The sequence below is a fragment of the Streptomyces luteolifulvus genome, from assembly GCF_008806595.1.
GTDB lineage: Bacteria > Actinomycetota > Actinomycetes > Streptomycetales > Streptomycetaceae > Streptomyces > Streptomyces luteolifulvus.
This window is the reverse complement of sequence record NZ_VZRB01000031.1, coordinates 1-8234: the sequence shown is the minus strand read 5'-3', so window position 1 is coordinate 8234 and position 8234 is coordinate 1. Positions and strand designations below refer to the sequence as shown.

2 protein-coding genes are annotated in these 8234 nt (G+C 74.0%); both read right to left on the bottom strand.

What is annotated here, in order from left to right:
* Nucleotides 1-75: 75 nt before the first annotated feature.
* On the bottom strand, nucleotides 76-5175 hold the full coding sequence (locus tag F7R91_RS32150) for a type I polyketide synthase (protein WP_150955016.1): 5100 nt from the start codon (nucleotides 5173-5175) through the stop codon (nucleotides 76-78).
* A gap of 6 nt (nucleotides 5176-5181) precedes the next feature.
* A partial coding sequence (locus F7R91_RS32145; protein WP_150955013.1) for a type I polyketide synthase occupies nucleotides 5182-8234 on the bottom strand: 3053 nt, incomplete at its 5' end.

Sequence of the window (8234 nt, the reverse complement as noted above, 5' to 3'; positions counted from 1 at the left end):
CCGTCGCAGGTAGTCGAGAAGCTTCTTGTCCTCGGCCATCTCACTGTCCTCATCTGCAGGGTCGGGTCCGCGGGGTCAGCCGTTCAGGCCGAGCTGGTTGTCGATGAAGTCGAAGAGTTCGTCCGCCGTGGCGTCCTCACTGATCCGGCCGCCATCGGCCTCGGCGGCCTCGGCGGCCTCGGCGGCCGTGAGCAGGGTGCGCAGCCGGGCGGTGATCCGGTGCTGCCCGATCTCGTCGGCGGGCAGCGCGGCGACGGCGGCCTCCAGCCGGTCGAGGTCGGCGAGCAGCCGCGCCGCGCCGGTGGGCGGTGCGAGCAGGGTGCGCAGATGCCCGGCGACCGCGGCCGGGGTGGCGTGGTCGAAGACCAGGGTGGCCGGCAGGTCGAGGCCGGTGGCCGTCGACAGCCGGATCTTGAGATCGGTGGCGGCGACGGAGTCGAAGCCCAGGTCCGAGAAGGCCTTTGCGGGCTCCAGCGTCTGTGGGTCGCCGTAGCCGAGCAGGGCGGCCACATGGGTGCGGACGAGGTCGAGGACCTCGCGGTCCTGCTGGGCGGGCGGCAGTGCGGCCAGGCGGTCGGCCAGGACGGACGACGCCTCGGCGGCTCCCCCGCCGGGTCCGGCGGCCGCCGCTTCGGGCAGGGCGTCGAGCAGGGGGCGCGGGCGGGCCAGGGTGTAGACGGGGGCGAAGCGGGGCCAGTCGATGTCGGCGACCACGAGGTGGTGCTCGCGGTGGTCGAGGGCCTGGCGCAGCGCGGTGACGGCCAGGTCAGGCCGCATGGGCGGGGCGCCGAGCCGCCGCATGCCCGCCGCGAGTTCGGCGTCGACCATGCCGCCGTCCCAGGAGCCCCAGGCGATCGAGGTGGCGGTCAGACCACGGGCCCGGCGGGCGGCGGCGAGCGCGTCCAGATGGGCGTTGGCGGCGGCGTAGCCGGCCTGACCGGCGCTGCCCCACACCGCGGCGCCCGAGGAGAACAGCACGAACGCGTCCAGCGGTGTCCCGGCGAGCAGGTCGTCGAGGTGTGCGGCGCCCGCCACCTTGGCGGAGGCCACGTCCGCGAGCTCGTCGAGGGTGAGTTCGCAAGGCGGCGCCATCCGCTGCTTGGCACCGGCCGCATGGACGACGGCGGTCAGTGGGCGGTCGGCGGGGATCCCGTCCAGCAGGGCGCGGACGGCGTCGCGGTCGGACACGTCGCAGGCGGCCACGGTGACTTCGGCACCCCGTGCGGTCAACTCGGCTTCCAGTTCGCCGACTCCGGGAGTCTCGGCGCCCCGCCGGCCCGCCAGCAGCAGGTGCTCGGCACCCGACTCGGCCATGAGGCGGGCCACATGGGCGCCGAGTCCGCCGGTGCCGCCGGTGATCAGCACCGTGCCGGAAGCGCGCCACGGGGTCGCCGGGCGCCCTTCGAGCGGCGCGCGGACCATACGGCGGGCGAACACCCCGGCCGGGCGGACGGCGACGTGGTCCTCGACGGCACCGTCCGGCGCGGGCGACTCTCCGGTCCCGGACAGCACTGCACACATCCCGCGCAGCGCCTCGTCGTCGGGGTCGGCGGGCAGGTCGACCAGGCCGCCCCAGGTGTCCGGCAGGTCCAGCGCGAGTCCGGTGCCGAGGCCCTGCAGCATCGCCTGGGCGGGGTCGGGCCGTTCGGTGTCGTCGACGGCGACCGCGCCGACGGTCGCGCACCACAGCGGCGCGGCCACCTCGGCGTCGGTGAGCGCCTGCACGAGGGCGACCGTGGCGGCGTACCCGTCGGGGAGGGCGGGATGCCGGGGGGGCGGCTCAGCGGCGAGCGCGAGCAGGGAGAGCACGCCTCGTACGTCGTGCGCGCCGGGCCCGCCCGGTAGGGCCTGCGCGCCTGGCCCGCCCGGTCCGGCCTGTGCGCCTGGCCCGCCCGGTCCGGCCTGTGCGCCTGGCCCGCCCGGTCCGGCCTGTGCGCCTGGCCCGCCCGGTCCGGCCTGTGCGCCTGGCCCGCCCGGTCCGGCCTGTGCGCCTGGCCCGCCCCGTGCGCCGCCGGCCTCCCGCAGCCGGGCGGTCAGCGCGGCTCGGTCCTCGTCGGGGCGGACCGGGAAGGGGACGACCTCGGCGCCGTGTTCCGCGAGCGCCGCGCCGGCCGCGGACACGAGCGGATCGTCGGTACGGGCCTCCGGCACAGCGAGCAGCCAGCGGCCGTCCAGCCGGCCGGGCGGGGGGTCGGCGACGGGCTGCCAGACGACCCGGTAGCGCCAGTCGGCCACGGCGGACTCGGCGCGCCGGGCGCCGCGCGCGGCGGAGAGGGCGGGCAGCACCTCGGCCAGCGCCTCGGAGCCGACGCCCAGGTCGGCGGCCAGCGCGGGCAGATCGGCCTGTTCGAGGCCGTTCCAGAACGTCTCGTCGGCCGGGTCGGCGGTCGTAGGGGTCTGCTCGGACTCCTCAGTCTCCTCAGTCTTCTCGGCCTCCTCGGACCAGTACCAGGCGCGCTGGAACCGGTAGGTCGGCAGGTCGACGAGACGGGCGCCACTGCCCGCGCCGAACGCGGACCAGTTCACGGCCGTGCCCCGGGTGTGGGCCCGAGCCACGGCGGTGACCAGTTCGTTCTCCTCCGGGCGGTCGCGGCGCAGCAGGGGGACGAACACGGCGTCGTCGCCGGGTACGAGGCTCTCGGGTCCGATCGCGCTGAGCGCGGCGTCGGGGCCGAGTTCGAGGAACGTGGTCACGCCGTGGCCGGCGAGCCACCGCACACCGGCGCCGAACCGTACGGTGGCCCGTACCTGCCGCACCCAGTGACCGGGGTCGGTCAGTTCGGCCGTCACGGGCCCACCGGTCAGGGTCGAGACGACCGCGAGTTCGGGTGCCGCGTAACGGACTTCGGCGGCCACCTCGGCGAACTCGTCGAGCATCGGCTCCATCAGCGCCGAGTGGAAGGCGTGCGACACGGCGAGCCGCTTGGTCCGCCGCCCGTCCGCCCTCAGCTGCTCCGCCACCGCCATGACGGCGTCCTCGGCGCCGGACAGCACGGTCGACGAGGGGCCGTTCACGGCAGCCACCGCGACCCGTTCGTCCAGCAGGGGGGTGACCTCGTCCTCGCCCGCCTGCACCGTCACCATCGCCCCGCCGGACGGCAGGGCCTGCATCAACCGGCCGCGCGCGGCGACCAGTTCGGCGGCGTCGTCCAGGGTGAGCACCCCGGCCGCATGGGCCGCCGTGAGTTCGCCGACCGAGTGGCCGAGCACATGGTCCGGCCGTACACCCCACGACTCCATCAGCCGGAAGAGCGCCACCTCGACGGCGAAGAGCGCGGGCTGGGCGTAGCCGGTCCGGTCGAGCAGCGCGGCGTCGGAGCCCCACATCACCTCCCGCAGCGGGCGGTCCAGGCGAGGGTCGAGTGCGGCGAGCGCCGCGTCGAGCGCGTCGGCGAACGCCGGGTACGCCGCGTGCAGTTCGCGGCCCATGCCGAGGTGCTGGGCACCCTGCCCGGTGAACAGGAAGGCCGTCCTGGCGTCCGCGTGCGCAGCGCCGCGCACCAGGCCGGCCGCGGTCCGGCCGTCGGCCAGCGCGGCGAGCGCGGCGCGGGCCGACGCCTCGTCGGCGGCGACCACGGCCGCGCGCTCCTCGAGGTGCGCCCTCGACACGGCGAGCGAGTGGCCGAGATCGGGCAACGGCTGTCCGGGCCGGGCCCGAATGTGGTCGAGCAGTGCGGCGGCCTGGGCGCGCAGCGCCGGTTCACCGCGACCGGACACCAGCAGGGGGACGAGCCACGCGGAGGACGACTCGGCGGACCCGGATTCGGGGGACGACTCGGCGGGCCCGGATTCCGGGACGACGGGCCGGGGTTCCGTCGGCTCCTCGGCAGGCGCCTCCTCGATGATGACGTGGGCGTTGGTGCCACTGAGGCCGAACGCCGAGACGCCCGCACGCCGGGGGCGGTCGGTACGCGGCCACGGCCGGGCCTCGGTCAGCAGCCGCGCATGGCCTGCCGACCAGTCCACGCCGGGCGTGGGATCCGTCAGATGCAGGGTCCGCGGCAAGGTCTCGCGACGCAGCGCCTCGATCATCTTGATCATGCCGCCGACCCCGGCGGCGGCCTGCGCATGACCGATGTTGGACTTGATGGAGCCGAGCCACAACGGCCGCTCCGCGGGGCGGCCCTGCCCGTACGTGGCCAGCAACGCCTGCGCCTCGATGGGGTCGCCGAGGGACGTTCCGGTGCCGTGCGCCTCGACGGCGTCGACCTGGTCCGCGGACAACTGGGCACCCGCCAGCGCCTTCTCGATCACACGCTGCTGGGCGGGCCCGTTCGGCGCGGACAGCCCGTTGCTGGCACCGTCCTGATTGACGGCGCTGCCGCGCAGCACCGCCAGCACCGGATGCCCGAGCCGCCGCGCCACCGGCAGACGCTCCAGCAGCAGCAGTCCGACGCCCTCGGACCAGGTCGTGCCGTCGGCATCGGCGGAGAAGGACTTGCAGCGCCCGTCCGGGGCCAGCCCCCGGTCCTGGCTGAAGCCCACGAAGGAGTCGGGTGTGGCCATCACGGTGACGCCGCCCGCGATGGCCAGTGTGCACTCTCCCGCCCGCAGCGCCTGAGCGGCCAGGTGCACCGCCACCAGGGAGGACGAACAGGCGGTGTCCACGGTCACGGCGGGCCCCTGCAGGCCCAGCGTGTAGGCGACCCGGCCGGACGCGACGCTGGCCAGAGTGCCGACGCCCTGGGCCGCGTAGTCGTGGTAGACGAGTCCCGCGAACACGCCGGTCGCACTGCCCTTGAGCGACACGGGATCGATACGGGCCCGCTCCAGCAGCTCCCACGACAGCTCCAGCAGCAGCCGCTGCTGCGGATCGGTCTGCCTCGCCTCGCGCGGGCTGATCCGGAAGAAGTCCGCGTCGAACTCCCCCGCGTCGTACAGGAAACCGCCCTGTGCGCAGTACGTCCGGCCGGGCGTCGCCGGCTCCGGGTCGTACAGGCCGTCCACGTCCCAGCCCCGGTTGCGCGGGAACCCGGAGATCGCGTCGGTGCCGGACGCGACCAGCTCCCACAGGTCCTCGGGGGTGCTGACACCGCCGGGGAAGCGGCAGCCCATCGCGACGATGGCGATGGGTTCGTGCCACCGCTGCTCGGCATCACGCAGCCTGCGGGTGGTCTGCTGGAGTTCGGCCGTGGCCCGTCTGAGGTACTCGCGGAGCTTGTCGTCGTTGCCCATGGTCCTTCAGCTCTGCAGGTTGTCGAGCATGGCGAACAGTTCGTCGTCGGAGGCGGACGTCAGATCGTCCCCGTCGGTGGCGGCCGGGCCGAACTCGTCGGTGACGTCCCGCCACTCCCGCAGCAGCGCCTCGAGCCGCCCCGTGACCTTCACGGCCGCGGCCGGCTCCAGCTCGGCTCCGGTGAGCAGCGCCGCCAGCCGGTCGACCTCGGCCAGCACCGGCTCCGCCGGGTCGGCGGCACCGGCAAGCTGCTCGCCGAGGCTGCCGGCCAGATCCCGCGCGGTCGGATGGTCGAAGACGAGCGTGGGCGGCAGCCAGCGTCCGCAGGCCGCGCTCAGCGCCTTGCGCAGTTCGACGGCGGCCAGCGAGTCGAACCCGAGGTCCTGGAAGGGCCGGTCCGGTGCCACGTCCTGCCACGACCCGTGCCCCAGGACCGCGGCCACGTTCGTACGGACCAGTTCCAGCAGCACCTCCGCGCGCCGGCCCTCCGGCAGCCCGGCCAGCCGCTCCCGCAGACCGTCCGCGGGTGCGGGCTGTCTGACGGACGGCCGCGTCCGGGCGGGTACGTCCCCGTCAGCGGGCCCGGGTAGGGGAACCACGCGACTCTCGACGTGCGCGGCGGACAGCACCGGCCGCCCGCTGTCGTCGGCGGCCGTCAGCGCGACACCGGCGTCGCCGGGTGTGATCCGCACCCGTAGCGTCCGCGCACCGGCACCGGCGGCCCCGAGGGACACCTCCCGCCACACCACGGGCTGGGTCACCTCGTCCACCGCCCGGTCCAGGTGCAGTGCCGCGTCGAGGAGGGCCGGGTGGAGCGCGAACTCCCCCCCGCGGCCGGCCTCCTCGGGCAGGACCACTTCCGCGTACGACTCCTCGCCGTGCCGCCAGGCCGCCGTGACGGCCTGGTACAGCGCGCCGTAGCCGTACCCGGCGGCCAGCAGCCCTTCATAGACCTCACGCACGTCGACTCGCGTCGCGTCGACGTGCGGCCAGGGCCCGGACATGGGCGCGGGTGGAAGATCGAGTGGTTCCAGCGTGCCGTGCGCGTGCCGCGTCCAGGGCAACTCCTCGCCGCTACGACTGTGGACGGTCACCGGCCTCGCACCGGTTTCGGCGTCCTGCTCACTGACGACCACATGGACGGTCACACCGCCCTCGTCGAGCAACAGCGGTGCCTCGACGGTCAGTTCGGCGAGAAGGCCGCAGCCCGCGTGACGCCCGGCCGTCAGCGCCAACTCGACGAATCCCGCCGCAGGGAACATGAGCCGCCCGTGCAGATCGTGGTCACCGAGCCAGTAGTGATCGGCCTCGGCCAGCCGCCCCGTCAGCACGACGAGTTCACTACCGGGAACGACCACCTTGGCGGCGAGCACGGGGTGTCCGGTCGCGGCCTGCCCGGTTCCGACGGGGTCGGTGCCTCGGGGCGTGGTCAGCCAGTAGTGGTCGCGTTGGAAGGGGTAGGTGGGCAGGTCGTCGATGTGCCGTCCGGGGTGGAGGGCGGTGAAGTCGACGTCGGTGCCCCGGGTGTGGAGGGCGCCGAGGGCGGTGAGGAGGGTGTGGGCTTCGTGCCGGTCGCGGCGTTGGGTCGCGATGACGTGTGTGTCTGCGGGGAGGGTGTCTTCGGCCATGGCGGCGAGGACGGTGTCCGGGCCGAGTTCGAGGAACGTGGTCGCGCCCTGGTCGGTCAGCGCGGTCACCGCGTCGGCGAAACGGACCGGCTCGCGGACCTGGCGGACCCAGTACTGGGGGTCGCACAGGTCGTCGGTGACCGGTTGGCCGGTCAGGGTGGAGATCACCGGGATCAGCGGCGAGTTGTAGTGCAGCTGGGATGCGACCTCGGCGAGGTCGGCCAGCATGGGCTCCATCAGCGGGGAGTGGAAGGCGTGGCTGACGCGGAGGCGGGTGACCTTGTGGCCATGGAGCTTGTCGATCGTCTCGGTCACCCCGTCCTCGGTGCCTGAAATGACCACGGAGCGGGGGCCGTTGACCGCCGCGATCTCCACACCCTCGATGAGCGCCGCCCGCACCTCGGCCTCGTCGGCCCGGACGGACGCCATCGCCCCGCCCGCAGGCAGCGCCTGCATCAACCGACCCCGAGCGACCACCAGTCGGGCCGCATCCACGAGCGTCAACACACCCGCCACGTGCGCGGCGGCGAGCTCACCGATCGAATGCCCGGCCACGAAGTCCGGCTTCAGACCCACCGACTCCAGCAGACGGAACAACGCCACCTCGACGGCGAACAGGCCAGGCTGCGCCCAGCCGGTCTGCTCCAGCAATGCGGGGTCCTCACCCCACAACACCTCACGAACCGGCCGCTCAAGGTGGGCATCCAGTGCCCCGGCTACCTCGTCGAAAGTCTCGGCGAACACCGGGAAACGGGCGGCCAGTTCACGCCCCATCCCCACCCGCTGGGCACCCTGCCCGGTGAACAGAAACGCGAGCTTGCCCGCCACAGGGGCCACCACGCCCACATCGCTCAGCCCGGCCAGCAACTCCTCACGGTCCGCACCCACGACCACGGCCCGGTGCTCGAACCGCGCCCGCCCGGCCAGGGACCACGCCACATCCGGCAGAGACAACGCCTCATGCTCGGCCGCATACACCCTGAGCTGATCGGCCTGCGCCACCAGCGCCTCAGGCGTCTTCCCCGACACCACCCACGCCACCGGCGCCACATCACCACCAGAAGACGCCACCTCGACCGCGGCCGGCTCCTCCACGATCACATGCGCATTGGTCCCACTGATCCCGAACGACGACACCCCCGCCCGACGCGGACGCCCCGCAACCCCCGGCCACTCCCGAGCCTCCGTCAGCAACTCCACCGCACCGGAAGCCCAGTCCACCTGACCCGACGGCACATCCACATGCAACGTCCGCGGCAACACCCCATGCCGCATCGCCAGCACCATCTTCATGATCCCAGCCACACCCGCCGCAGCCTGCGTATGCCCCAGGTTCGACTTGATCGACCCCAGCCACAACGGCCGCCCCTCCGGCCGACCTTGCCCATACGCCGCCAACAACGCCTGCGCCTCAATCGGATCACCGAGCG

Excerpts from the sequence above, each read along its gene's own strand:
- F7R91_RS32150 (WP_150955016.1), bottom strand. The coding sequence starts at position 5,175 with ATGGGCAACGACGACAAGCTCCGCGAGTACCTCAGACGGGCCACGGCC.